The 24,416-nt window shown below is 49.8% G+C and carries 17 protein-coding genes and 3 pseudogenes; 5 read left to right on the plus strand and 15 right to left on the minus strand.

Translation table 11 applies throughout. The features are described from left to right. The 4 genes from hprK to OCV69_RS08090 are packed head-to-tail and all read right to left on the minus strand — an operon-like array spanning window position 1 to window position 4,678. Window positions 1–927, minus strand: a complete 927-nt coding sequence (hprK, locus tag OCV69_RS08075; RefSeq protein WP_022273368.1) for an HPr(Ser) kinase/phosphatase — start codon at window positions 925–927, stop codon at window positions 1–3. 1 nt (window position 928) lies between these two features. Beyond that, entirely contained in the window at window positions 929–2,890 is a 1,962-nt protein-coding gene (uvrC, locus tag OCV69_RS08080; RefSeq protein ID WP_158358576.1) for an excinuclease ABC subunit UvrC, read from the minus strand. Further along, window positions 2,887–3,417 (minus strand): DUF1653 domain-containing protein, encoded by a 531-nt coding sequence (locus tag OCV69_RS08085; protein ID WP_158358575.1) that lies wholly within the window; start codon window positions 3,415–3,417, stop codon window positions 2,887–2,889. The genes uvrC and OCV69_RS08085 overlap by 4 nt, the downstream gene beginning before the upstream one ends. Window positions 3,418–3,427: 10 nt before the next feature. Then, a complete protein-coding gene (locus OCV69_RS08090) occupies window positions 3,428–4,678 on the minus strand; it encodes a putative glycoside hydrolase (RefSeq protein ID WP_158358574.1) in 1,251 nt (416 codons plus the stop codon). Between the two features lie 187 nt (window positions 4,679–4,865). On the opposite strand from OCV69_RS08090, the gene OCV69_RS08095 reads away from it, so the two are divergent. From OCV69_RS08095 to OCV69_RS08105, 3 genes are all read left to right on the plus strand, one after another. Then, window positions 4,866–6,338 (plus strand): DUF1846 domain-containing protein, encoded by a 1,473-nt coding sequence (locus OCV69_RS08095; protein ID WP_158358573.1) that lies wholly within the window; start codon window positions 4,866–4,868, stop codon window positions 6,336–6,338. Between the two features lie 154 nt (window positions 6,339–6,492). Next, on the plus strand, window positions 6,493–7,635 hold the full coding sequence (locus tag OCV69_RS08100) for a M20/M25/M40 family metallo-hydrolase (RefSeq protein WP_262563053.1): 1,143 nt from the start codon (window positions 6,493–6,495) through the stop codon (window positions 7,633–7,635). Window positions 7,636–7,650: 15 nt separating this feature from the next. After that, window positions 7,651–9,036 (plus strand): NCS2 family permease, encoded by a 1,386-nt coding sequence (locus OCV69_RS08105; RefSeq protein ID WP_158358571.1) that lies wholly within the window; start codon window positions 7,651–7,653, stop codon window positions 9,034–9,036. 267 nt (window positions 9,037–9,303) lie between these two features. On the opposite strand, the gene OCV69_RS08110 is transcribed toward OCV69_RS08105, so the two are convergent. From OCV69_RS08110 to OCV69_RS08120, 3 genes are all read right to left on the minus strand, one after another. Then, entirely contained in the window at window positions 9,304–13,032 is a 3,729-nt protein-coding gene (locus OCV69_RS08110) for an AAA family ATPase (protein WP_158358570.1), read from the minus strand. Next, complete coding sequence (locus OCV69_RS08115) at window positions 13,029–14,171, minus strand: exonuclease SbcCD subunit D (protein ID WP_158358569.1); 1,143 nt, start codon at window positions 14,169–14,171, stop codon at window positions 13,029–13,031. Before OCV69_RS08115 ends, OCV69_RS08110 begins: the two co-directional genes overlap by 4 nt. 76 nt (window positions 14,172–14,247) lie before the next feature. Next, on the minus strand, window positions 14,248–14,724 hold the full coding sequence (locus OCV69_RS08120) for a low molecular weight protein-tyrosine-phosphatase (protein ID WP_022273358.1): 477 nt from the start codon (window positions 14,722–14,724) through the stop codon (window positions 14,248–14,250). A gap of 467 nt (window positions 14,725–15,191) precedes the next feature. Between OCV69_RS08120 and OCV69_RS08125 the strand changes: the two genes are divergently transcribed. Next, window positions 15,192–16,292 carry a transposase gene (locus tag OCV69_RS08125; protein WP_262563054.1) on the plus strand — a complete coding sequence of 367 codons (1,101 nt, stop codon included), beginning with the start codon at window positions 15,192–15,194 and terminating at the stop codon, window positions 16,290–16,292. Between the two features lie 45 nt (window positions 16,293–16,337). Here the strand turns inward: OCV69_RS08125 and OCV69_RS08130 are convergent, their stop codons facing one another. The 4 genes and pseudogenes from OCV69_RS08130 to OCV69_RS08150 all read right to left on the minus strand — a co-directional run bounded on the left by OCV69_RS08130 (window position 16,338) and on the right by OCV69_RS08150 (window position 20,299). Continuing rightward, on the minus strand, window positions 16,338–17,702 hold the full coding sequence (locus OCV69_RS08130; protein ID WP_158358568.1) for a hypothetical protein: 1,365 nt from the start codon (window positions 17,700–17,702) through the stop codon (window positions 16,338–16,340). Window positions 17,703–17,979: 277 nt separating this feature from the next. Continuing rightward, entirely contained in the window at window positions 17,980–18,402 is a 423-nt protein-coding gene (locus OCV69_RS08140) for a phage major capsid protein (RefSeq protein WP_317258417.1), read from the minus strand. Between the two features lie 86 nt (window positions 18,403–18,488). Further along, window positions 18,489–19,075: pseudogene (locus OCV69_RS08145) on the minus strand (head maturation protease, ClpP-related); the annotation flags it as partial. Next, a pseudogene (locus OCV69_RS08150) lies at window positions 18,969–20,299 on the minus strand (phage portal protein). The pseudogenes OCV69_RS08150 and OCV69_RS08145, both read right to left, overlap by 107 nt. Before the next feature lie 335 nt (window positions 20,300–20,634). On the opposite strand from OCV69_RS08150, the gene OCV69_RS08155 reads away from it, so the two are divergent. Beyond that, the gene (locus OCV69_RS08155) at window positions 20,635–21,246 is read left to right on the plus strand and encodes a PBECR4 domain-containing protein (RefSeq protein ID WP_262563055.1); all 612 of its coding nucleotides are present in this window, start codon (window positions 20,635–20,637) and stop codon (window positions 21,244–21,246) included. A 40-nt stretch (window positions 21,247–21,286) separates the two neighbouring features. On the opposite strand, the pseudogene OCV69_RS08160 reads toward OCV69_RS08155, so the two are convergent. The 4 genes and pseudogenes from OCV69_RS08160 to OCV69_RS08175 form a co-directional block, all read right to left on the minus strand. Continuing rightward, window positions 21,287–21,862 (minus strand): annotated as a pseudogene (locus OCV69_RS08160) (terminase TerL endonuclease subunit); the annotation flags it as partial. A gap of 274 nt (window positions 21,863–22,136) precedes the next feature. Continuing rightward, the gene (locus OCV69_RS08165) at window positions 22,137–23,006 is read right to left on the minus strand and encodes an SIR2 family NAD-dependent protein deacylase (RefSeq protein ID WP_158358567.1); all 870 of its coding nucleotides are present in this window, start codon (window positions 23,004–23,006) and stop codon (window positions 22,137–22,139) included. Beyond that, the gene (locus OCV69_RS08170; protein WP_158358566.1) at window positions 22,957–23,736 is read right to left on the minus strand and encodes a protein-ADP-ribose hydrolase; all 780 of its coding nucleotides are present in this window, start codon (window positions 23,734–23,736) and stop codon (window positions 22,957–22,959) included. Before OCV69_RS08170 ends, OCV69_RS08165 begins: the two co-directional genes overlap by 50 nt. Then, window positions 23,733–24,365 carry a 4Fe-4S binding protein gene (locus OCV69_RS08175; RefSeq protein ID WP_158358565.1) on the minus strand — a complete coding sequence of 211 codons (633 nt, stop codon included), beginning with the start codon at window positions 24,363–24,365 and terminating at the stop codon, window positions 23,733–23,735. The genes OCV69_RS08170 and OCV69_RS08175 overlap by 4 nt, the downstream gene beginning before the upstream one ends. Window positions 24,366–24,416: the final 51 nt, after the last annotated feature.

The following is a 24,416-nucleotide window of genomic DNA, read 5'->3' on the forward strand; positions in this document are numbered from 1 at the left end:
TCAGCTCTTTCTGGCCAAATTCGCCTGGACCCGGTTATAAAGCTCTTTGGCCGCATTGTAGCCCATTTTTTTCTGGCGGTAATTGACAGCCGCCGACTCCACGATCACTGCCAGGTTTCTTCCCGGACGGATGGGGATGTCGTGGCAGATCACTTTATTGCCCAGGAACTCCGTATACTGGTCTTCCATGCCCAGACGGTCGTATTCCTTGCTCTTATCCCACTCCTCCAGACGGATCACCATGTTGATGGACTGGGTATCCTTGACGCTCTCCACGCCGAACAGGGTCTTCACGTCAATGATCCCGATGCCGCGGAGCTCAATGAAATATTTGGTGATATCGGGAGCGGAGCCCACCAGGGTCTCGTCGCTCACCTTCCGGATCTCCACCACGTCGTCGCTCACCAGCCGGTGGCCCCTTTTGATGAGCTCCAGGGCCGCCTCGCTCTTTCCGATGCCGCTTTCCCCCGTAATGAGAACGCCCTCACCGAACACGTCCACCAGAACGCCGTGGATGCTGATGCAGGGAGCCAGCTTGGCCTTTAACCAGCGGGTCACCTCCGCCATCACGTCCGAGGTGGGCTTTGCAGAGGACAGGCAGGGAACGCCGTAATGGCAGCAGAGCGCCAGCACGTCCTCACCCGGCTCCTGGCCGCGGCAGAATACGATACATGGGATCTTGCTGGACAAAAGCTTATCATACATGGCCTTGCGCCGCTCTGTGGTAAGTCCGGAAAGATAAGCCAGCTCCACATTTCCCAGCATCTGGACCCTCTCGTTATCGAAATGATCGTAAAAGCCTGTCAGCTGCAGGGCCGGACGGTTCACGTCCGGATGGGATAAAACGATCTTGTCGGCATCGATCTCCGGCGTAAGATTTCTGAAATCCATTTTTTTTATCAGTTCCGTAATAGTAACCCCGTACATATTATTCTCCTTCCTGGCGATTCATTCCCGGGCTTTCCGGACCGGATCCCTTTCCTTCCGGCTCCCCGTGGAAAAATCCATATACACTTTCTGCTGCCCGCCGGTTCATCCCCTCAGTGAAGGAAAGCTCCTCCAGGCTGGCGTCCCGGATGGCCTCCAGGGATTTAAACCGGCGCATCAGCGCCTTTCTCCTGGCTGGCCCGATGCCCTCAATATCATCCAGGACTGAGCGGACCTGGCCCTGGCTCCGGAGGCTCCTGTGGTATTCGATGGCAAACCGGTGGGCCTCGTCCTGGATCCTGGTGATCAGCTTAAAGCCCTCGCTGTACCGGTCAATGGGGATCTCCACATTCTGGTAATAGAGGCCCCGGGTCCTGTGGTTATCGTCCTTGACCATGCCGCAGACCGGGATGGAGAGCCCCAGACGCTCCAGAACCTTCAAGGCCACATTCACCTGCCCCCTTCCGCCGTCCATCATGATCAGATCCGGGAAGCGTGTGAAGCTCCCGAACCGTTCCATATTTCCCGGATCCCCGTCCGCCGTCTCCATGGCCATAAGCTCTTCCCGCTCTGAAAGACCGTGCTCAAACCGTCTGGTGAGCACCTCCTCCATGGAGGCATAGTCGTTGGGCCCCTGGACCGTTTTGATCTTAAATTTGCGGTAATCGTTGCGCCTGGGCCTTCCGTCCTCATAGACTACCATGGAGCCCACCGACTCAAAGCCGCTGATATTGGAAATATCGAAGGCCTCGATCCGCTTCACTCCAGAAAGCCCCAGCCATTCGCCCACCTGGTTCATGGCTCCGATGGTCTTAAGCTCTTCTCTTTTGATCTTTTCCTTATCCTGGGACAGGACAAGAAGGGCGTTCTTGGCCGCCAGCTCCACTAACCGTTCCTTCTGCCCCTTTTTGGGGATCACAAATTTTACGTTCTGGCCCCGGCGCTTTGTGAGCCACTGGCCCACCAGCCCCATTTCCTCAAATTCCTGCTGGACCCAGACCTCCCTGGGGATAAACGGCGTTCCGGCGTAAAACTGCTTTATGAAACTGCCGATGATCTGGCTGTCGTCTCCGGCCGTGGAGGCCGAAACGTGGAAATGCTCCCGGCCAATGAGCTTTCCGTCCCGGACAAAGAACACCTGGACCACCGCGTCCTCACTGTCCCTGGCCATGGCAATGATGTCCCGGTCCTCCATGCTCTGGCTGGTGATCTTCTGCTTCTGGGCCACCTGCTTTACGCTGTTTAAAAGCTCCCGGTATTCGATGGCCGTTTCAAAATCCATCTCATCCGAGGCCTGCATCATCTTTTCCTCCAGCATGGAGAGGACCGGCTCATATTTTCCGTTTAAAAAGTCCAGGGTCTGGGCCACAGCCTTTCCATATTCCTCCTGGGAAATATACCCCTGGCAGGGAGCCTGGCACTGCTTAATGTGGTAATTGAGGCAGGGCCTCTCCTTCCCTATATCCTGCGGGAGCCGCCTGGTGCAGGTACGGAGCTTCCACAGCTTATGGATCAGGTCGATGGTATCCTTCACCGCCCCGGCACTGGTATAGGGGCCGAAATACCGGCACTTATCCTTCTTCATGGTCCGGGAAAACAGGACCCTGGGGAAGGCCTCGTCCATGGTCACCTTGATATAAGGATACGTTTTGTCATCCTTTAACATGGTATTGTACCTGGGACGGTGCTCCTTGATCAGATTGCACTCCAGGACCAGGGCCTCCAGCTCTGAATCCGTAATGATATACTCGAACCGGGCGATCCGGGACACCATTTTTTCGATCTTGGCCGTCTTGCTCCGGCTTTCCTGGAAATACTGGCGCACCCGGTTTTTCAGGCTTATGGCCTTTCCCACGTAAATGATCTCGTCATGCCTGTCGTGCATGATATAAACTCCCGGCGAAGCTGGGAGTTTTTTCAGTTCCTCTTCTATATTAAAACCGTTCTCGTCTTTCTCTGTCAACGCAGCCGCTCCCCATCAAATTTTTTCAGCATCCGCACATGCTGGCGGATCCCGGAGATCTGCTCTGCCGCCGAATCCCCCTGGGGGCGGATATCCAGGACCATACAGATATCGTCCACTTCCTTCTGCCCCGCCTTCTGGGAAAGCCTGGCCAGAGCCTCCAGCATCTTATCGTAATCCCTCACATCCATGGCGTCAAAAAACTCCAGGAGATGGGGATTCATGGGCTTCTCCTCCTCAGGTTCTTCCCCGGCCTGGATCCCAGGTCCTTCCCCCATCCGGCTTCCCGGCTCCGTCACCCGCTCAAACCGGTATCTCTGGTCCGCATCCGGATATTTTTCCCGGTCCACCTCTTCCATGAACATGGACAGGGGCCGGACCCAGACCTTAAAATCCCCGTAAAGGGCCTGGTAGACCACCATGGCCTCTCCCGTTTCGGAGTGGGAGGCCACAGCCACGATCTGATACATCTTATTTTTAAAGTGCCGGTAAAACTCTCCCGGCGCTGGTAATCTTCTCTGCTCCATCTGCTCCTCCCTACTGGGCCTCTTCCTTAAAATGATACCGGTTGGCGGCGCTCCACAGCATCCACTCATCGTAGCCGGCGTCCTTTACGGCCTGGATCTGCCGCTGGACCTCATTATATCCATAGGGGATATAATTTCCTTCCCCCAGGTACGAGGCTGTGAAATCCTGGAGCCAGGGCCGGACAATGGCCTGGCTGCTCACATGGCCGTCGGCCTCCGCCGCCTGGTCCATGACCATCTGGGACTTTTTAAGCGCCTCCAGCACAGTTTCATAGGGCATGGTATCCGGATGCTCCAGGCCAAAATTCCCCGGCCCGTAATGGGACGGGTAGATCATGGGACAAATATAATCCAGATGCTTGGCCATCTCCGTATAGACCTGGCCCACGGCCTGGGCGTCGATGTCGCTGCCGATGATCGTTCCGAATACGTCGGCGGACACAAAAAGCCCCTGGGAAGCCAGGTTTTCATAGGCGTACTTTACAAATTCCGTGATCACGTCGGTCTTGCTGCGCCCTCCGGTCACCGCCTCGTCAAAGACCACATCCCTCATGGTCCCCTCGGTGGAAAACCGGATGTAATCGAACTGGACCTCGTCGAAGCCGGCCTCCTTTGCTTCCGTTCCCACCTCCACCAGGTAGTCCCAGACCTCCTTCCGGTAGGGATCCACCCAGGCCATCCCCTGCCGGTCCCTGTAAAGGCTCCCATCAGCCAGATGCAGGCTCCACTCCGGCTTTTTCTCCGCCAGCCAGGGATCCCTGAAGGCCACCACCCGGGCGATCACATACAGGCCCCGTTCCTTCAAAGATGCGATGAGTTCCTTCATATCCTGGACATAGGGACGGCAGGCGCCGATCTCCGATGCCACCGGCGAATCCACCGGACAGGTGATCCGGCCCTGGTCATCCTTAAAGTCAATGACCACCGTATTGATCTCCGTCCCGGCGGCGCTGTCTAAAATATTCTGGAACAGCTCCGTACTTCCAGCCATGGGGCCGGAAATATAGATCCCACGTACCTTCACAGCTTCCCTTCCAGGCAGCGCCGGATTGTTCTCATCCACGATCCTTAAGGATACAGTCCTGTTTTTATCCGGTCCCACATTTTCAATGACCTTGATCCCGCTGGTCTCCTCCTCAACAGGAGCCTCCTCCACGGTTTCTGTCTCCGCCGGACTGGTCTCTTCCTCCGGTGCAGGCCTGGAGCAGCCGGTCAGGGCCAGAAGACCGGCCATGGAAAATGCAAATAACCATTTTTTCATCGTATCGTTCCTTTTCACAAGCAGCTTTCTGCGTATTTTTTTCCGTTATCTCTATACTAACATAAGTATGGGCATTTAGGAAAGAAAAAAATTCAAAAAACCTCTGTTCAAAACCTCCTTTTTGTACGATAATAGGAATGTATGTGAAAATCTATGGCAGATCACAGGAGGAGGAGCATAAAGAAACATGAGAAAACTAGGATTTGACAACAACAAATATCTGGCCATGCAGTCCGATCACATCCGTGAGCGGATCAGCCAGTTTGGAGATAAACTGTACCTGGAATTCGGTGGAAAGCTTTTTGACGACTACCATGCCTCCCGGGTGCTTCCGGGTTTTGAGCCCGACAGTAAGCTGCGGATGCTGATGCAGCTTTCCGATCAGGCGGAGATCATCATTGCCGTCAGCGCCGCCGATATCACGAAAAACAAGATCCGCTACGATCTGGGCATCACCTACGATGTGGACGTTCTGCGGCTCATCCACGCCTTTACGGACCGGGGGCTCTATGTGGGAAGCGTAGTCATCACCCACTACTCCGACCAGCCGGCCATCCTCCAGTTTAAGACAAAGCTGGAAAAAATGGGGATCCGTGTATACCGCCACTACACCATCGACGGCTATCCCAGCAATATCCCCCTGATCGTCAGCGACGACGGCTTTGGAAAAAACGACTATATCGAGACAGAACGGCCTCTGGTGGTGGTAACGGCTCCCGGTCCTGGAAGCGGGAAAATGGCCACCTGCCTTTCCCAGCTCTATCATGAAAATAAGCGGGGCATCAAGGCCGGCTATGCGAAATTTGAGACCTTCCCTGTCTGGAACCTGCCCTTAAAGCATCCGGTGAACCTGGCCTATGAGGCGGCCACGGCCGATCTCAACGACGTAAACATGATCGATCCCTTCCATCTGGAGGCCTATGGTACCACCACGGTCAACTACAACCGGGATGTGGAGATCTTCCCGGTCTTAAGCGCCATCTTTGAGGGGATCTTCGGAGAGTGCCCCTATAAATCCCCCACGGATATGGGCGTCAACATGAACGGCTTCTGCATCATGGACGACGAGGCCTGCCGGGAGGCATCCCGCCAGGAGATCATCCGCCGCTATTACCAGGCCCTGGGAAAGATCGTGGACGATGAATCCGCCAGAAGCGAGGCTTACAAGATCGAATTGATCATGAAGCAGGCAAAGATCACCCCCAATGACCGTCCGGTGGTCCCGGCTGCCCTTTCTCTGGCCCAGACCATTGGAGCTCCAGCCGCGGCCCTGGAGCTGCCCGATGGAAAGATCGTCCTTGGAAAGACCAAGGAGCTCCTCGGGGCTTCCGCTGCCGTTCTTTTAAATGCCATCAAGGAACTGGGCGGCATTGACCATGACCTGGATCTCATCTCGCCCGAATCCATTGCGCCCATCCAGGAGCTGAAGGTCCGGTATCTTGGAAGCACCAATCCCAGGCTCCACACCGATGAGGTCCTCATCGCACTGTCCACCTGCGCCGCCACGGACCAGAATGCCAGAACAGCCCTGGAACAGCTTCCAAAGCTCAGAGGCTGCCAGGTCCATACCTCTGTCCTTTTATCGGATGTGGACACCAATATCTTTAAAAAACTGGGGATCGAGCTGACGTGCGAACCAGTCCAGGAGGATAAGAAATAGCAGTTTTCTGCGTTTTCTTATGACGGTCCGCCAGGCCCGCAGACCTGGCGGACCGTTTTATAGATCTCATGCCGCCGGACGGCAGGTGCAGAGCCGTCTGGAAGCAGAGGGGAAGATCCTTCCCCATATCAAATACAATCAGGAGGGTTACAACATGAACGAATTTCTGCCAAAGGAACTGAAGGACTACATCGCCCAGAACCAGGACACACTGGTAAAGCTTCTGGACACCTTATGCCGCATCCCGGCCCCATCCAATCATGAGGAGCTTCGGGCGGAGTTTATCCGGGACTGGTTTGAAAAAGAGGGCTGCAAAGGCTCTTACATCGACAACGCCTTAAATGTGATCTACCCGTTCCACTGCGAGTCCCAGAAGGACCTTCTGGCCTTCACTGCCCATTCCGATACGGTCTTCCCGGATATGGAGCCCTTTGATGTGGTCTATGACGGCGACATCATGCGGTGTCCCGGTGTGGGCGACAATACATCCAATCTGGCCATTATGATGCTTTTAGCCGCATGGTTCACCAAAAACAACTATGTTCCCAAATGCGGCATCCTCTTCGTTGCCAGCTCCGGAGAAGAGGGACTTGGGAATCTGAAGGGCGTACGCCAGTTAATGAAGGACTATGAGGGAAAGATCGCTGTCCATGTGGCTCTGGATGGCTCCTACGATTCCGTGGTCACCGGCGCTGTGGGCTCCCTGCGCTACCGTGTGGGCGTACATACTGAGGGCGGCCACTCTTATGGAAAATTCGGCAACCTGAACGCCATCCAGGTACTGTCCTCCATGATCGATACCCTTTATTCCTATAAGGTTCCGGCGCCGGGAAAAAGCACCTACAACGTGGGCACCATCACCGGAGGCACATCAATCAACACCATCGCCCAGTACGCAGAGATGCGGTTTGAATACCGTTCCGACGTGCGCGAAAGCCTGGCGGCCATGAACAAATACTTCCTGTCCGTTGTGGACGCATACAGAAACATGGATAAGGTTTCCGTGGATCTGGAGCTCCTTGGAGAGCGTCCCTGCACCGGAGACGTGGACCAGGAAAAACAGGATGCCCTGGTGAACAAAGCCTTAGACATCATCGAGGCCTTCACCGGAAAGCGCGTGGAATGCGAATCCGGCTCCACCGACTGCAACATCCCGCTTTCCACCGGCGTTCCCTCCCTCTGCTTTGGCGGACATATGGGAACTGGCGCTCACACCCGTGAGGAGTTCCTAAACGTAAAGGATCTTCATATGGGAATGGAGATCGTGGCTGCCTTTATGATGACGTATATGAATTAATGACCGGAGGATATCATGGATCTTGACAGAATCTTTCACTTAAAAGAAAATCACACTGACGTAAAAACGGAGGTCATGGCCGGAGTCACCTCGTTCATGACCATGGCCTACATCCTTGCTGTAAACCCCAACATCCTTTCCGCTGCCGGAATGGACCATGGGGCCGTCTTTTCCGCCACCGCCATCGCTTCCTTCCTGGGAACCCTGTGCATGGCCCTGTTTGCCAACTACCCCTTTGCCCTGGCACCCGGCATGGGCTTAAACGCTTACTTTGCCTATACGGTAGTCCTGGGCATGGGCTATTCCTGGCAGGTGGCTCTGGCAGCCGTCCTGGCAGAGGGGCTGATCTTCATCCTTCTGTCCCTGTTCAATATCCGGGAGGCTATCTTCAACGCCATCCCCTTCAACCTGAAAAAGGCCGTCAGCGTGGGCATCGGCCTGTTCATCGCCTTCATCGGCTTGCAGAACGCGAAGATCGTCATCGGCGGCTCCACCCTGGTGGGCCTGTTCTCCCTGAAGGGCTATAACGAGACCCTGGCAGAGGGACTGACCGCCTCCATGAGCGACGCCGGGATCACTGTCCTGCTGGCCATCATCGGCGTGATCATCACTGCTGTCCTGGTGGTAAAAAACATCAAGGGCAATATCCTCTGGGGGATCCTGATCACCTGGGGACTTGGCGTGATCTGCCAGTTTGCCGGACTTTACGTACCCAACCCGGACCTGGGCTTTTACAGCCTGCTTCCGGATTTCTCCAACGGGATCTCCATCCCCAGCCTGGCTCCGATCTTCTGTAAGTTCAGCCTGGACGGGGTGCCGCTCCTGGAATTTGCCGTAATTATCTTTGCATTCCTGTTTGTAGATATTTTTGATACGATAGGAACACTGATCGGCGTGGCCTCCAAGGCCGATATGCTGGACAAAGACGGAAAGCTCCCCCGGATCAAAGGCGCGCTCATGGCAGACGCCATCGGCACCACCGCCGGAGCCATTTTAGGTACCTCCACAGTCACCACCTTCGTAGAAAGCGCCTCCGGCGTATCCGAGGGCGGCCGCACCGGACTTACCTCCCTGACCACCGCTGTGCTGTTCCTCCTGTCCCTGCTGCTGTCCCCGGTCTTCCTGGCGATCCCGTCCTTCGCCACGGCCCCGGCCCTCATCGTCGTAGGCTTCTACATGGTGGGCGCGGTCAGCGACATCGACTTTAAGGATCCCGGCCAGGGCATCCCCGCCTTCATCTGCATCGCTGCCATGCCGTTCTTTTACAGCATCTCCGAAGGCATCTCCATGGGAGTTATCTCCTATGTGGCCGTCAACGCCGTCACCGGCAGGGCCAAAAAGATCAGCCCCATGATGTACGTCCTGGCGCTGCTCTTCATCCTGAAATACATCTTCATGTAAACCAAAAACCTCCCGGAAGCCCCAAACCCAAAGGCACCGGAAGCACGCCAAAAGCACACAACGAAAGCCGCAGAAAGCCCCGCCACACTGGCCCCTTCTGCGGCTTTTCTCTATCCCTTTTCCTTTCCCTCCCTCACACAGCCAGCGTCTCTGCTTCCCGGAACGGGCCAGGAAAGCCGGGCATTTGCAGGGGCCCTGGATGTACCCGGCCCCGAAACCAGCCCGGATTTCCTGACCCGTTCCGGGACCTGCACCCCCGCATGGCCTTCACCCCACCTCAATCCTGCTTCCACCCCCGCCTCCGGTCCGGTCCTTTTTCACAACGATCTTCCTGTCGATCCGTTCCTTTAGCTCCGCCACATGGGAAATGATCCCCACCATACGGTTTCCTCCGGCCAGACCGTTTAATACCTTCACCGCCTGGTTTAAGGCCTCCTCATCCAGGGAACCAAAGCCCTCGTCTACGAACATGGCATCCAGCTGGATCCCTCCGGCCCTGGCCTGGATCTCATCAGAAAGCCCCAGGGCCAGAGAAAGGGACGCCATGAACGACTCTCCGCCGGAAAGCGTCTTCACACTGCGCTGGCTTCCGTTATAATGATCAGTCACATTCAGATCCAGCCCCACCTTTCCCTGCCTGGTGTCCTGGTCCTTTTTCCGCACCAGCTCATACTGGCCGCCGGTCATGGTCATGAGCCGCACATTGGCCTTCCGGAGGATCCTGTCAAAGTACGCCATCTGCACATACGTCTCCAGCTCGATCTTATGCTTCTGGGCCAGATTCCCATTGGCCGTATCCGAAAGGGCTTTCACCCAGATGTAGCGTCTCTCTGCCTTCACCATGGCGTCCCGGCTTTTTAAAACAGCGTCGTAGATCCGGCGGTTGTTCTCATATTCCGCATACCGCCTGGTCCTTTCCTCCCGGGCTGTCTCTCTTTCCCTCTCCTTCTGTCCCAGTGCCTCTGCGGCGTCTGCCTCGCTCTCCGTGACCATGGGATCCGTCTGTCCCTCCAGGGCTGTTATTGCTTCCCGGAGGCCGGCATCCTTCTGCATACATTTCAGATATGCCCGTTCTGCCTCTGCGGTCTGTTCCGATACAGCCCGTTTCTTTTCCCGGGCCTCCTCTCCCTTTCTCCGGTTTTCCTCCCTGGTAAGAGCTCCCAGAACCGCCTTTTTCTCCTCTATGGAGCCCAGAAGACCGGCCCGCTCCGCATCCATCCGGGCCAGAAGGAGCCTCTTATCCCCGGCCTGCTTCTGGCAGTCTCCGGACAGCCGTTCCGTTTCCTCCGCTGCCTTTTCCAGCTGCTCTCTCCGCAGCAGCTTTCTCCGGTTCTCCTCCAGCTCCGCCTGGATCTTTGAAAGCGCCGCATCCAGATCCTCCAGCTCGTTTTCCATCGCTTTCCCAGATTTCAGACCGGCTTCGGTCCCCGGAAGCTCCAGCTCCGCCTGGATCTGATCCTCCAATGCCTCCAGCCGGCCCATGCCGGCAGACTCCTCCTGCTGTTTTTCTGCCAGCTCCCTCTGGACAGCCTCCAGCCGCTTCTGGAGCTCCAGGCGCTCCTCCCGAAGCCTCCGGTAACAGGCGGTTTCCTCCCGGGCCTTTAAAAGCGCATCCGTTTTCTCCCTGCACCGCCGGGACAGTTCCTCAAAAGCCTCCCCGTTGTCTGGAAGACCCAGCTCCTCCAGGAAGCTCTTTCGCTGGTCACGAAGGCCCGAAAGTGCCGTTTCCGCAGCCGTCACAGTCTCCCTGGCCCTTTCCTCTGCCTTCTGGAGCTCTGGAAGCGTGGTCTCCAGCCTGGCATTCTCCTGTTCCACCCTGGATTTCTGCTCCAGGAGCTGGATCATGGCTCCCGCCTGCTCCTTCCCTGCATCCAGCGCTGTCTCTGCAGCCTTGATCTCTGCGGCTGCCCGGCTCTGGAAAAACGTCCTCCATTCCCGGTCTTCGCAGGATATGGCCATGTCAAACAGCTCCCCTGCCTCTCCCCTCAGGCTCTCCTCCTCTTCCCGAAGCCGCAGGCCGCCCTGCATGGCCGCCGCGCTGGCCTCGATCATGGCCTGTCTGACCCGGTCCGCCTCCTTCTTTTTCCTGTCCAGCTCTGGCTTTTCGGGCGCTCCCGTTAAAAGCCTGGCCGGTTCCGGATGGTGGACAGAACCACAGACCGGACATTTCTCTCCCTCTGTCAGATTTCTGGCCAGAAGCCCTGCCTGGGCGTCATAAAAAAGCTGCTCCATGATCCCGAGATCCTCCTGGACTCTTCCATGAACGGCAGCCGCCTGCTCATACTCCTTCTGGGCCCGCTCCAGCTCCTGGAACATGGCATCCAGCTTTTCCATCCTTCCATAAAACTGCTTCACTGAAGCCAGCCTCTCCATCAGCCTCAGCTCCTCCTGCTTCCAGGCTGCCAGTGAAAGCTCCGTTTCATGGAGCCTTTTTCCCATCTCCTTTAGGGCAGACTGATCCGCCTGGGCAGCCTTCCACTGCTCCCCAGCCTGCTTCCAGGAATCCTCTGCCCGGCACAGCCTTTCCTTCCCGTCCCGGATGCCCCGGTCCAGAAGGTCCAGCTTCCGCCTCTGCTCTGTGCAGCGTTCTGCCTCATGGACCATGGCCTGCTCCCTGGTCTCTGCTCCCTCCATTTCCAGAAGGCTCTGCTCCAGGGCATCCTTTCTTTCCCGCTCTCCGGCCTCCTGCTCCAAAAGCCTTGAAAGCCGCTCCCGGTTCCCGGCAAGCTGCTCCCGGACCTCCTTCCACTGGGAAAATTTCCCCTCCAGTCCGTTCCTTCTGTTCTGGAGTCCTGTCTGACGTCCCAGCAGACGTTCCCGTTCTCCATCTGCTTCAGAGAGTGAACGGATCTCCCTTTTTTCAGCCAGAAGCTCCTGGTCCAGCTCCGCCTGCCTTTTCAGAAGGCGTTCCAGTCCCCCGGCTTCCTCCTCCCGTCTCCGGTCCAGACCGGCCAGACGGGACTGATCCTGTTCCAGGCCCCCATACTGCCTTTCCCATTCCGTACATTCCTGGATCATCCGGTCCAGCTCCGGCACTGCATCCCCGGAGCTTTTCGCCTCCTCCCAGGCGCCGGCCGCTACCTGGAGTACCGGAAGGAACTGTTCTCTCTCCTTTTTCCTCTCCTCCAGCCCCTTCCTTCTTTTTCCATTCTGGCGCACTTTCTCCAGGTATGCGGCCTGCTCCCGTATCTGGCCGTCCAGCTTCTCCAGACGGGCGTCCAGATTTTTCAGACGCCCACTTCCCCGGTCTGTCAGTGCCTTTAAAAGCTCCAGCCCTGCCTCCACCTGGCCCTCAAACTTCACCTTCCTCAGTTCCGACAGCCGTTCCTCCAGGTCTGGCTCCCCCGAGCAGTCCGCCCCATCCAGAGACTGGGCAATGCTCCGGCGGATCTCCCTGTATTCCGCATCGCAGGCATTTTTTTCCTCCCGGAGACGGTTCTGCAGGTCAGAAAAAAGCTCCGTATGGAACAGCTGGCGGAAAATCTTTCCCCGCTCTGCCGTATCTGCCAGAAGGAGCTTCTGAAAGTCCCCCTGGGCGATCATGGCGATCTGGGTGAACTGCCCATAATTAAAGCACAGGATCTGCTCCACAGCCCGGGTCACCTCACCCGTCTTTGTCACAGGCTGCCTGCCGTCATAAAAATACAGCTCCGCCCTGGCCGTCTGGGTCGTAACACCCTGGCCCCGTTCCTTGGGACGCACGTATTCGGGATTCCGGCGGACCCGGTAGCGCTTTCCATGGCTTAAAAACGTCAGCTCCACAAAAGTCGGTGTCCCGGCCTTTGCATACTTACTCTGGAACATACCGGCCTCCCGGACGGCCCCGCTGGCCTCTCCGAAGAGCGCAAAGGTGATAGCGTCAAAGATCGTCGTCTTGCCTGCACCGGTATCTCCGGTGATCAGATACAGGCCGCCGTCCCCCAGCTTTGTGAAATCCACCTCTGTTTCCGCCGCGTAAGGGCCAAAGGCACTGATGATCAGTTTTTCCGGCTTCATGCTCCCGCCTCCCCACTGAGTATTTTTTGTATCATATATTCTGCCAGCTCCTTCTGCTCATGGTTCATGGGCTGGTTATTCTGAAGCTCATAAAACTCTTCAAAAAGCTCCATGGGAGTCTTCTCCTTCTCATGATCCCCAGCTTCCATCTCCCGGTCCTCCCTAGTCCTCCGGTTGTCATACTCCAGCCGCATCAGGTTCGGATAAACTGCCCGCAGCTTCTGGATCCCTTCGGGAATGTCCTCCTCGTCCGTGAGCGTGATCTGGACATAGTCCTCTGTGTTCATCTCCCTGTAAAATTCCCGGCTGGCCACCTCCATATATGTCCCCCGGAGCTTCCTCATGTCCCGCAGCGGCTTTAAAGGGATCTGGGAGATCTTTATATTTCCCTTCTCAAAAAGCTCCACCACGGTCACTGACTTCTCCTGTGATGCCTCTGAGAATGAATATTTCAGCGGCGTTCCGCAGTAGCGCACCGTCTCCCGTCCCACATGCTGGGGACCATGGATATGGCCCAGGGCCACATAGTCGAAGGAATCGAACACCGATACGCCCACCTGGTCCAGGCCGCCCACCGAAACCTCTTCCGACTCACACCGGACGGCTCCCGTCACAAACTGATGGGCCACCAGTACGTTCCGCATTCCCGTATCCACATCCAGGTGATCCACCGCCGTCCGGACCGCCTCCTCATACGTCCCGATCTCCTGGTCCGGAAACACATGGCGGACCGCCGCCGGCTTCAGAAAAGGAAGGAGCCATATGGTCACCGGACCGTACTGGTCCTCCATAACAATGCTCCTTCCTGTTCCGTCGTACACCGGAGATACATACACCCGGCGGCCGCTCATGAGCTCTGCCCCAAAAGCGATCCGTTCCGGAGAGTCATGATTTCCGCTGATCAGAAAAACCGGGATCCCCCGGTCCGCCAGAGACGTCAGAAATCCGTCCAGCACCTGCACTGCCTCCCCGGACGGCACGGTCTTATCATAAATATCCCCGGCCAGGAGAACGCCGTCCGGCCTCTCCTGGTCCACGATCCCCAGAATCTCATCTAAAATATACCTCTGATCCTCCAGCATGGAAAACTCATACACCCGTTTTCCAATATGGAGATCCGAAAGATGCAGCAATTTCATACGCGCAAACCTCCTCAGCTGTTTTCTTTTCAATCAGGAAAGCAGGCCTTCCTCTGGTCAACAGCAGGATCTTCCATCAGATCCTGCCCTCTCTTTCCAGATATTCCAGGAATGCCGTACATCCAGTGACCACATCCCTGTACGTTTCATCAAACGCCCCGGAATACCAGGGATCCCGGCAATCTGCTGTGGAGCCTGCAAACTCAAGCAGCTTTCTGATCTTATCCCCGCTGCGGTGCCCAGTCATGCGTTCTATATTTCTGATGTTCATGGAATCCATGCCGATGAGATAATCATAATGATCATAATCCGCCGCCTTTAGCTGGACGGCCCGCTTGCCGTCGCAGCGGATCCCGTGCTTTGCCAGTTCCTCTCTTGCCGGCGGATAAACCGGATTTCCTACCCCATTCCATATTTCTTCTGTGCTAGTGGCCGCCGACGCGATCTCAAATTGATCGGCCATGCCCCGCCTGGATACCATATCCTTTAAAACGAACTCTGCCATGGGGGAGCGGCAGATGTTGCCATGACAAATGAAAAGTACTTTTATCATTATATTTTTCCTCCTGTAATGCCGTAAAATGCCCAGTTTTGCGGTCTTTTTTAGAATTTCCAGAACTACACACTTCTGTGTTGATTCTTGAAAACTACGCAAAATGTGGCAATTTACAACCTAGTGTAGTAGTCAAATGTAGTCACTTGGTAGTCAGTTAAGGGGGTGCAGACTACTCCGATTTTTGAACCTTTTAACGATTGCTTGGTTAAGGGGGTGCATTTTCGCAAAAATCTTTTAAATTAGTGTTTTGCTTATAATATCGCCTTTATACTATAAATGAGCAAGTTCGTGATTTTGCATAAAAGAAAGACACTTCGATTCCAGATGTTGTATAATGAAAGTGCTCAAACAAACATTTGCAACATTTACGAAAGAAGGTGCCTCTCGCAAATACTATACATCATTCTGCATTCATATACAACCAGCTTAAGAAATTAAACTTATGCAAATTCTATCCGAACCGAGTGATAAACCATCTTATCAGTATCCTGATCAGCATTTTTATTTCAGGATATCATGGAAAAACCACGGACTTTGCTAAAAACAGTTCCTGCCACAGAACTACGATTGCACATTTCCTTAATTCAGGAAAATGGGATGATTCCTTACTTTCAGATACCTTAAAACGTTCTGTTATAGAGATTATTTATTCAGAAGCAGCACGCACCGTAAAGCCTGTTTTCTGCATTGTAGACGATACAATAGCTTCAAAGACAAAGCCTTCGTCACGGGCTTTACATCCTATTGAAGATGCGTATTTTCACCAATCCCATTTAAAGGGGAAACAGGATTATGGACACCAGGCAGTTGCTGTTATGCTTTCCTGTAACGGCATTGTCCTGAACTATGCTTTTGTAATGTACAACAAATCGATTTCCAAAATTGATATTGTAGAAAACATTGCAAAAGAACTGCCGGTTCCACCAGTAATGTCCTATTTCCTTTGTGACTGCTGGTATACTTCTGAAAAAATAATCAATACTTTCGCTGGGAGGGGATTTCATACCATAGGTGCACTGAAAACAAACCGGATGCTTTATCCATTTGGATTCAAAAAGAAGCTTAATGAGTTTGCTGCTCTTTTATCGACCACACGCTCCCATTTTCACCTTGTGACAGTGAAAAAACAAAAATACTACGTGTATCGATATGAGGGAAATCTCAATGGTATTGAAAATGCCGTAGTTCTTTTAAGTTATCCGGAAAAAGCATTTGGAAATCCAAGAGCACTACGTGCTTTTCTCAGTACAGATGTTTCACTATCAGTGAACGAAACACTGTCTTATTATGTCTACCGGTGGTCAATAGAGATATTTTTTCGTCAGTGTAAGAATAAACTGGCACTGGACAGCTACCAGATACGTTCCGCACAGGGAATCCGAAGATACTGGCTTCTCATGTCAATGGCACATTTTATGTGTGTAACAAGGACTGGTGAATTCTGTTCTTTTGAAAAAGGCTACCAGCGAATCAGAAGCACGATCCAGACAGAAAAATATCAGTATCTCTTCCAATGTGCAAAAGAAAGTAATGATTTTCACGCATTTATGAAGTTAGCAGGATAATTTTGTGCAATTTTTCAAATTTGCTCATTTATAGCTTTATACCTTTTACATATTCGATACAATATTCGCTCCACACTTTATTATCTCAGCATAATCGTCATGCGCTAAGATCTCTTCTTGCATTTTTTCACACACATCAAACGATAGTCTAATTTCTCTCGCTCCAAATTTTTTTACAATTCGATTATTTAGTTCTTTGAAGCTATTGATTTCACCATTCGCTTGTCCCACCATAAATAATAAGTAAAATGGAAATAATGTCCTAGTTACAACTTGCCTTTCATTCAATTTTATTCCTGCTTCAATAACTTGTTCATACTCTTTCACAAATCTTTTGAGTCCGTGCCAAGTAAGTGATGACATTTTCAAAATGTAGTCAATATTCTTTTTTAAATTCTTACGTATCTCTATTTCATCTATATTGAAATCTACCCCATTATGTAACCGTTCACTTGTCATGTAAAACATTTTAGCAAGAATTGTATTATCCTTCATATTCTTTGGAATGGTGATTTGAATATTACTTATTGTATCTATTGGCTTCATTTGGCTATTTACTTCAAATAATAATTCTTCTTCTGTCCTTGCCTTAAATTCTGTCCGCTTTCCATCTAAATTAATGGATATGTAATTGACCTTATACTTACAATTATCTGGAACTGTTTCGCTTAACTTCACATTATACAAAGCTATACCAAAGAAACATATTAACACATTCAATGATCCGTCTTCCGGTACATATGAAATCAAAGTATGATTTCCAATATCCGCAACAATAGCATTAAAAACTTGTTCATCGCCATTACAAAGAATCCTAACTGGATTATCACCACTTCCATCCGTTATAAACTGAATAATCGATTCCAACTCATCACATTTATTCTGAATGTCATTACACAAACAATACCACTCAAATGCTATCTTTGCAATTAGACGATACATACTATCACTGAAAAACACAGATAAATCAACTGTTATACGTTTTTCTATTCCAATTTCATTGATATCGATTTTTGAAACATCTTCCATCTTAATATTTTTAAATTTAGACAATTTATCCATTGGTCCTAAAAAATGTTTTCCATCCTCACTTTTAAAAACTTTTTCCCCATGAAACAATTCTGTTTCAGCTGATATCTTTGTATTATAAGTAATCCCATCTACAATTATATCCGTAGAATATTTGGCATAATTCTTTCCTTTTGATGATTTCACATTTAATGCGTTTGTTATAGCTGCTAAGCCTTCAATAACCTCATATTCAAACGCATCACTAAATCTATTATTATGCTCTATTCTACAAACATTTCTGTTACATATTTTACCATTTGTCAAGGCATCTGGAATTATATCTGATACCGACAAGTCACTATCTGCACCACAATATATACAACCAATTTTATTACACATTATAATCACACCTACTATGCTACATTACTTCATTATTATCTTTTATGATTCTAAATCCAACCCAAAATCAAATCTATGCCTGTATCAATTATACTCTCTTTTGCATTCTCGCACAATTCCCCACACACAAATAACGCCCAAGGTCTCCCCTGAGCGTTTCCATTACCCTTATACCACCTTAAACATATTCTGCCTCATCGGCTTCTTACCTTCCGCCTTATCCACTTCTTTTCTTGCCTGCTCCAGTTCCTCCATGCGAATCATCTCGTTCTTCGCATCATCCAAACCGAGATGCGTGTAAGTATTCATGGTCACCCCGATATCCGAATGCCCCATCAGATACTGCAGCGTCTTTAGATTCATGCCAGCCTTTGTCATACAAAAGTTCCTCTGTAACCTTCACAGCTACATGGAGCTTATGGGCATCCAGATTGATCTGGCTGAATTTTGCATCACCAAAAGTAAGCTCTTCGCCCTCATCGATCCATGCCTCCGTAGGTTTTGCACCGGCAATGTTGATCTTACGTTCCCCGCTTGTAGTAATCGTGGTTCCAAGTTTACGGAAGATATTTTCCTCCTCCAGACCTTCAATCAATCTGGAATCGTATTCCTCCGGTACCAGATAGCCACCATCCGCATCAATCCCCTCAGAAAGCACGTTTCTGATGTTACGGAAGTTGTTGCGGATCGCATGAAGCATTACTTCCTTATATTCGTTGGAAGCACGACCAGTCTTTTTCTCCTGACCGCCGCGTTTTTTGAATACAGCATGGATACCTGTGGCACTTCCAACTCATCCACAGCACCATTTCTCTGGATGATTTCATCTGCAAAACCAAGCTCAATCGCCTTATTTGCATCCATCCATGTTTCCGCGTCCATGAGGTGTGCCAGTCTGGTTCTGGACATTCCAGTCTTCAGCTCATATGCATTGATAATGGAATCCTTCGCGCTTTTCAGCATGTCAATGGCTCTCTGCATTTCCCCGGAATCCCCAAAAGCAATGGTCATCGGATTATGGATCATCATCATGGATACTGGAGACATCAGCACCCTGTCACCTGCCATGGAAATGACCGAAGCTGCGGATGCCGCAATCCCGTCAATCTTGACTGTAACCTTGCCCTCATACTCACGGAGCATGTTATAAATCTGGGCGGCAGCCACACAGTCCCCGCCGGGCGAATTAATCCAGACCGTAATGTTTCCATTCCATCCATCAATTCTTCCTTGAACATCTGCGGTGTGACATCATCATCAAACCAGCTATCCTCTGCGATGGTGCCGTTTAGGAACAATGTTCTCTCCACTGTTTCCGTCTGTGTCTCCTGATTCAGAACCGTTTGGTTCTTCCACTTCCAAAACTTCTTCATTCGGTTCGCTCTCCTTTCCCGCAAATATTCCTGCGTCTTTTAATTTAGTCATATTCCCGTTGATAAGGTATAAATCTCCACCTTCCTCTTCCGGAATACGGTCAAGATTTTCAAGTTCCCTAATATCATTGGCGCTCATCCATCCATTCTGTCTGCCGATGGCATAACCATTCATACGGCTCTGATAATCGCCACGAAGCAGCCCATCCACATTGAACTTGACAAAGTATTGTGTTTTTTCATCCGCAGAAAATAAAGAACGGACAATGGCCTGTTCCCACCTTGCCACCCAAGGATCTAAGGTATATTTCACAAACTCTAAAGACTGCTGCTCTATATTAGAAAAGCTCGACTTCTCCAAATCCCCGACCATGTGTGGAGGAACCCGGAAAATTCGAGCGATTTCGTTTATCTGGAATTTTCTTGTTTCTAAAAACTGTGCCTGTTCCGGACTGATGGAAATGGGTGTGTACTTCATTCCCTCTTCCAAAACTGCCACTTTATTTGCATTGGAACTTCCACCAAAGGCAGATGTCCAACTCTCCCTTACCCTCTGTGGATCCTTTACGGTTCCCGGATGCTCCAAGATATCGCCCGGTGTGGCACCATTTGCAAAGAACTTTGCACCATACTCTTCACAGGCAATGGCCATGCCAATCGCATTCTTTGCCATTGCAATCGGAGAATACCCAACCAGTCCGTCAAATCCAAGACCAGGAATATGAAGAACATCCAATGGTTTCAGATTGACCATGCTTCCCTTCATGGTTGGTGCATCATCCTTACTGGTGTTGTACTGATAATAAAGCTGTCCTTTATCATCCCTATCCACGGTCATTCGGTTCGGCATCAGAGGATACAATGCAATGATTTCTCCCTTGCCATTACGGATAATCTGGGCATACGCATTTCCCCACAGGAGCAAATGTGTCATCAATGTCTCCCTGAATACAAAGGAAGTCATTTCCGGATTCGGCTCATCATGGAGCAAAAAAAAAGCGGGTGTTTCATCGCTTTTTCCTTACCTCCATCTCCGTTGTACTTGTAAACATGAAGCGGAAGACTTGCCACCGCCTCTGATAAGATACGTACACAGGAATACACCGCTGTCATCTGCATGGCAGAACGCTCATTGACATTCTTCCCACTGGAACTGCCACCGATAAAAAATCGGTATGCACTTCCAGATGTAGCATTTTGTGGTTTATCCCTTGCTTTAAAAATCCCATGATTATTTCACTCCTTGTTTGTTTCCAAATTTTTCATTGACATTTTTTCATCTGATTCCATATAATATATTAAATGCACAAATCCGTGCATCTCCCAAAATAAATTCAGGTTATTGACTTGAATCTATTTTATGCTATAATATTTATAGAGGATAGCGACGAGATCAGCTATCGTTGGTTATGAAGCAATTGACTGTGTCGGTATGCAGCCGGTTGTGGAGCCAGACCTTGGGTTATGCGATAACCTCAAGCCGAATAGGTTCTTCGGAACTGAAAGAAAACGCTTTTATGGGGCCTTGCTCACGCAAGGTCCTTTAATTTTTACCAAAGGTGGCTGTACAAAATGGACATTTTAAAACAATCCGCATTGGCGTGGAAGAGCTAACTGAATACCGTTACCAGTTCGTGTATGGCTACAAAAAGACTTTGTATCCTATCAACCTCACGTTTTCCAATGAGGACTATCCACATCTGGCCGGTTTTCAATACACGAAAGACATCTCCCTTCCAAACTATTCCTCTGCTAAAATTGCAGAGCGGATTCTTGAAGGGAAAATAACTTTTGAACAAATTCAAAAAGCAGCACAATATGAGGAAATGATTAAGCCCCGATTAGAAGCACTCATCCGTTTGAAACATTCCTTGGATCATGATTTTAATCTTTATTCCTTCATGCCTCGGATGTACCCTTTTATCACCAACATTAAGGCAGATTACCTGATCGCCAGTCATCTGGTGATTGATAGTTATGTTTTCATCATCCATACCACTCCAAAAGGAGATGCCAAATGCGATTTTCTTTGCTGTTCGGCTTTCGCTAAAGGTGAACGAGACTACGAAACAAATCAGAGGAAACGGGCATTACTCAAAAAGGAACGTGTACATATCGCATCAAACACAACAACTGTTTTACTCGATAAATTGAATAGCGAATCTTCATAGGGAACATTTTCAACAACAAACATCTTGAAATGTTCCCTACTTATATGAACAAAATGTCTCTGGAATCATAAACACTTTCTGTATTTGGATTTCCACAACGAATCGCCCTATCCAGTCCCATAATCGTTGCAATGGCACCATCAATCTTCTCTGTAGATTTTTCCTTATCTGCTTTAATGTTTCCTGCCGGATCTGTTCGAATAAAAATATTATCCATCATCCAACGAAGAACTGGATGTCCTCCATGAGCCAATCTCTTCTCTAATGTCAGCTTCATCAGCTCTTTAGTCGGCGGACTCATATCTTTAAATCCCTGACCAAACGGAACAACCGTAAATCCCATGCCTTCAAGGTTCTGTACCATCTGTACAGCTCCCCAACGGTCAAATGCAATCTCTCGGATATTGAAACGCTCTCCCAGCCTTTCTATGAATTTTTCAATAAATCCATAATGAACAACATTTCCCTCTGTGGTCATAAGATACCCCTGTTTTTCCCAGACATCATACGGAACATGGTCTCTTCTGACTCGAAACTCCAACGTATCTTCCGGAATCCAGAAATAAGGCAAGATAGCAAACTTGTCATTCTCATCCCTCGGCGGAAACACCAATACAAGCTGAATATGCCTCCCGATTGTGCTGCGTGTCCAGCCGTTTTGTTCTCCGATTTCTTTCTGCGTCAAGTGCTGGAAGTAATACAAAAAGATAGGCTTCGTATTCAGTCATGGAAAATCCCCCTTTCTTCGATTATGGGAAAGGGCGGCAGCACTTTTTTGCTGTCGCCCCTTGATTACCCACCAGCAAGGACAGGCGGGGCTGTCAACGGTGGGCGCAGTCCATTTACTTGCCGTTGACTGGCTCGGCTGGGTTTGCTATTCCAGCAAGATTTCAAGATACTGTTTTCAAAATAGTACCTATATCTCCGTCAAGACATACTGACTGTCGCTTAATTTCGGTTGGTGCATAAGCGTCAGATAAATTAACACAGGAATATATTGCATTAGGATTTTGCACTGTCATTTTCCAAAAAGAATATTTAATTATGACAGGTGTGTTATTGCCTACACCCAGTTCAAAAAGCAACAATTTTGAGCCTTTATGTCTGCGGACAAAATCCTCATATCGGATATTCGCCTGATACCAGCCTTCGTCTTGAACAAAAGAATTGTCACACCGTAAATTCATTGTCATTGGTGCGCCACAAACAGGACAATAGGGAATGAGTTCGGAAGGAATTTTCATGTTCTGTTGTTCGACAATCATTTTTCGGACTGCCGTTTCATTATCATACGTCTTTTGATGACACGCTTTTGAACACTGCCATAAGCCATAATCGCCCTGTGTGTAAAATAATCTCTTTTTATCAAAATGGTTGATTTGAAATAAATGGTCTACATTGGTCGTCAGAACAAAATAATCTTTGCCATGTATCAATTTCAGCAGCATTTGGTACACTTCGTTTTGCGGTTGGTCGTAACGGTTACAGTAAATATGCCTTGACCACCACGCCCAGTATTCTTCCAGCGTTTCGTATGGATAGAAACCGCCGGAATACATATCAGAAATCCCGTATTTCTGGTTGAAATCAGCAAAATATTTCTGAAAACATACACCGTCATAAGTGTAACCAGCTGATGCAGATAGTCCAGCTCCCGCACCTATTAGAATTGCATCAGCATTGTCGATTGCCTGTTTTAGTCTTTTTATATTATCCGAATAGTTTTCGGTAGATTTCATCGTCCATATCTTTGAAAACATTAAATACCACCTTGATTTTACTTTGCGTTTGAGATTTATAGTTCCTAACTGCCCGTACCGCAATTTCCGCAGCTTTCTCATTTGGAAAATGAAATTCTCCTGTTGAGATACAACAAAATGCTATACTGGTTACTCCATTCTTTTCTGCAAGTGACAGGCAAGAACGGTAGCAGTCTGCAAGCAGTTCACAGTCAGATTGTTTGAGTTTTCCTTGAATAATCGGTCCGACTGTATGAATTACAAACTCACTTGGCAAATTAAAGGCTGGCGTGATTTTTGCCTGTCCTGTCTGTTCCTCATGCCCTTGTTGTTTCATCAGATTATCACATTCAAGCCTGAGCTGTATTCCTGCAAAGGTATGAATTGCATTATCAATGCAGCCATGACAAGGGCAAAAGCACCCTAACATTTGACTGTTTGCTGCGTTAACAACCGCTCCGCATTTTAACGTTGTAATATCCCCTTGCCATAAATATAAATCTTCTGTAATGGCAGTCAAACTTTCAATATCGGTAATCCCTTTGCCCCTAAGCTCTGCTTGCAGATATTCGTCCTGTATCTTCAAAAATTGAAAAGACGCTGGCATTGGCGGGCGTACATTTACAAGTGACCGAAATAGCTGAAATTGATTTTTTTCATCTTTTCCAAAAGAGAGCGCCTGCTTTTTATATTGCGGCATTTCATTTAAGAGAAAAGAATTGAGTTGATATAGCCGTTCAAGCTGCGTCATAAGCTACCACCTCTTTTCTCTATTGCACGTACAGGGCAGATTTCATAACAGTTTCCACAATGCAAACAATGTTCCTGTTGAATCACAACAGGCTTTTTTTCTATGTCGATACATTTTTGAGGACAACGGGAATAACATAATTTACACCCAATACATTTATCCGTAACAAAATAACGTTCTTGATTATCTTTTCCGCCTCCAAATGTAAAACCAGCCCGTTCAATCGGTTTTTTGGATAAATCAAACCATTCCCCACTTCCTTCGTAGAGCTGAAATACCGTAAGGGCAGACATGGATTCCACACTGGGGTAGAGTTCATTCATATAAGGATTTTTTTGAAAAAGTGTTGGCAGGAGTGTTGTTCCAACTTCACGAACTTTTCCACGAACAGAAACAGCCACACAGGATAAGGTATCTTTTCCCCTCATTCCTGTTAAAGCTATGAAGCCCTGTTTTTTCAGTCTGTCATAAAATCCTTTTCCCTTTGCGGTTAAAAAATACAAACCATTTTCATCAAAATCCATAATGTCAATGGCACAAGTTACAGGCAGATCGTTATCGTCTACAGTAGCTATAACAGTGGAATGAATTTCATCCACAATAAAGGAAAAATATTCTCGGATAGTCATGATGTGTCCTCCATATAGGGCAGCCCTGCAACCTTATCGGCTCGCAGGGCT

It is taken from the genome of Alitiscatomonas aceti, from assembly GCF_025567195.1.
Classification (GTDB): domain Bacteria; phylum Bacillota; class Clostridia; order Lachnospirales; family Lachnospiraceae; genus Alitiscatomonas; species Alitiscatomonas aceti.

Bases quoted from the DNA above. Each gene is read 5' to 3' on its own strand.
- hprK (WP_022273368.1), bottom strand. From the start codon at position 927: ATGTACGGGGTTACTATTACGGAACTGATAAAAAAAATGGATTTCAGA.
- OCV69_RS08085 (WP_158358575.1), bottom strand. From the start codon at position 3,417: ATGGAGCAGAGAAGATTACCAGCGCCGGGAGAGTTTTACCGGCACTTT.
- OCV69_RS08090 (WP_158358574.1), bottom strand. From the start codon at position 4,678: ATGAAAAAATGGTTATTTGCATTTTCCATGGCCGGTCTTCTGGCCCTG.
- OCV69_RS08095 (WP_158358573.1), top strand. From the start codon at position 4,866: ATGAGAAAACTAGGATTTGACAACAACAAATATCTGGCCATGCAGTCC.
- OCV69_RS08100 (WP_262563053.1), top strand. From the start codon at position 6,493: ATGAACGAATTTCTGCCAAAGGAACTGAAGGACTACATCGCCCAGAAC.
- OCV69_RS08105 (WP_158358571.1), top strand. From the start codon at position 7,651: ATGGATCTTGACAGAATCTTTCACTTAAAAGAAAATCACACTGACGTA.
- OCV69_RS08110 (WP_158358570.1), bottom strand. From the start codon at position 13,032: ATGAAGCCGGAAAAACTGATCATCAGTGCCTTTGGCCCTTACGCGGCG.
- OCV69_RS08115 (WP_158358569.1), bottom strand. From the start codon at position 14,171: ATGAAATTGCTGCATCTTTCGGATCTCCATATTGGAAAACGGGTGTAT.
- OCV69_RS08120 (WP_022273358.1), bottom strand. From the start codon at position 14,724: ATGATAAAAGTACTTTTCATTTGTCATGGCAACATCTGCCGCTCCCCC.
- OCV69_RS08130 (WP_158358568.1), bottom strand. From the start codon at position 17,702: ATGTGTAATAAAATTGGTTGTATATATTGTGGTGCAGATAGTGACTTG.
- OCV69_RS08140 (WP_317258417.1), bottom strand. From the start codon at position 18,402: ATGCTTCATGCGATCCGCAACAACTTCCGTAACATCAGAAACGTGCTT.
- OCV69_RS08165 (WP_158358567.1), bottom strand. From the start codon at position 23,006: ATGTTTTCAAAGATATGGACGATGAAATCTACCGAAAACTATTCGGAT.
- OCV69_RS08170 (WP_158358566.1), bottom strand. From the start codon at position 23,736: ATGACGCAGCTTGAACGGCTATATCAACTCAATTCTTTTCTCTTAAAT.
- OCV69_RS08175 (WP_158358565.1), bottom strand. From the start codon at position 24,365: ATGACTATCCGAGAATATTTTTCCTTTATTGTGGATGAAATTCATTCC.